This window comes from Endozoicomonas sp. YOMI1 (assembly GCF_024606345.1).
In the GTDB taxonomy this organism is placed as follows: domain Bacteria; phylum Pseudomonadota; class Gammaproteobacteria; order Pseudomonadales; family Endozoicomonadaceae; genus Endozoicomonas.
On record NZ_JAHHPM010000447.1, the window covers coordinates 1 to 1,608 of the forward strand.

3 protein-coding genes are annotated in these 1,608 nt (G+C 48.4%); 1 reads left to right on the forward strand and 2 read right to left on the reverse strand.

Annotated features, from left to right (window positions below):
- Positions 1–48: 48 nt before the first annotated feature.
- Both KDK15_RS15880 and KDK15_RS15885 read right to left on the reverse strand, forming a co-directional pair.
- Positions 49–591, reverse strand: coding sequence for a helicase-related protein (locus KDK15_RS15880; protein ID WP_257296365.1), 543 nt, complete (start codon positions 589–591; stop codon positions 49–51).
- On the reverse strand, positions 533–694 hold the full coding sequence (locus KDK15_RS15885) for a hypothetical protein (protein ID WP_257296366.1): 162 nt from the start codon (positions 692–694) through the stop codon (positions 533–535). Before KDK15_RS15885 ends, KDK15_RS15880 begins: the two co-directional genes overlap by 59 nt.
- A gap of 85 nt (positions 695–779) precedes the next feature.
- On the opposite strand from KDK15_RS15885, the gene KDK15_RS15890 reads away from it, so the two are divergent.
- On the forward strand, positions 780–1,608 hold an 829-nt coding region (locus KDK15_RS15890; protein ID WP_257296367.1), incomplete at its 3' end, for an IS1595 family transposase.

The window sequence follows — 1,608 nt, forward strand, 5'->3', positions numbered from 1 at the left end:
TCAGCCAGAAAGCTTTTTGCCTTTCGCGCAATATCTGCCTGTCCACCTTCACATTCTAACCCGCTCCACATTGGAAAGCACGGTCTGACAAGATTCCCAGTCAATATCCTCAACCTTGCTGTACTTCTCAACGAAAGGGTGCTGTGGTTTCACACCATCAATCAGCTTTGATGCAGCATCAATTTCCCCAAGTGCAATATCCACCCAGGCGTCTTCCAGCACATCCGGAATCTGGCCAAACAGTTCATGAATATCTTCAAGGCGTTCTGACAGTAACTCATGCACCCTGTCTTCTACTGAATCTCGGTAGCGCATATTGAGCAGCCGAACGGTATCACGTAATTGCCCAATACGCTGAATACGGCCTTTACGCTGCTCCAGTCGGGTAGGGTTCCAGGGCAAGTCGAGATTAATCAGAGTGCCAAGCCGTTGCAGGTTCAAACCTTCACTGGCCGCATCAGTCCCCAGAACCAGGCGGAGCTGACCATCCCGAACCATCTTTTTAATATCGTCACGGGCTGTCTTTTTGAAGTCACCATTGGTTAGCAGCCCTGAGCGGGGAAGCCCCGGCATAAATAGCAATGGTTTCATCCGGTAAATGTTCTTCAGAAAGTTTATTGGCCAGCCACCATACAGAATCATAATACTGGGAGAAGATGATACACCCCGCTTCCAGCCACTCTTTCTGAAACAAAAACTTTCCTGATTACCACTGACCTTACGTCATGAATCAGCTGCTATAATAAACGTCGATAGTCATGTTTTTTGAGGTAAAACTGATGTGTAAAAATACCATTCAGTTCCAAAAAGGCATTGGCATCATGCAATTTCTGGCTAATTACCGCAGAGAAGATCAGTGTGAGAACGAGCTGATCTCTTGGCGCTGGCCAGATGGCTTCCAATGCCCGAAATGTGGATCCCGCAGTTTCTGCAAGCTTCACTGGAAAGCTGAATTTCAGTGCAATTGTTGTCGTTGCCAAACCTCGCTTACCAGCAACACCATCTTTGACTCAACAAAGCTGCCGCTGACTACCTGGTTTCTGGGTATCTATCTTGTCACCCAGAATAAAGCGGGGATTTCTGCCCTGACGCTTCATCGACAACTTGGCATTTCCTACAATGCCGCATTGCGCATGAAGCACAAACTCATGCAGGTCATGATGGAAAGAGATAACAGCTGGCAGTTGAGTGGTTTTGTTCAGATTGATGACGCCTATTGGGGTGGTGAGCGCCATGGAGGCCGCCGGGGCAGAGGCTCAGAGAACAAAGCTCCATTTGTGGCCGCAGTTCAGACAGATGCTGATAACCACCCTATCTACATGAAGTTCAATGCCGTTGATAACTTCCAGCGAAAAATCATTCGGGAGTGGGCAGAACATGCCCTGAAAAAGGGTGTCCGGGCCGTCAGCGATGGTTTGTCTTGTTTCCGGGGCATCGAAGATGCAGGATGCCAGCACACAGCCATCATTACCGGTGGCGGCCATGCTTCTATGGAGAATGAGTTGTTTACCTGGGTAAATACCATGCTGGGAAACGTGAAAACAGCGATTACTGGTACTTATCATAAGCTCGACCCCAAGCATCTTGGCCGTTATCTATCAGAGTTCA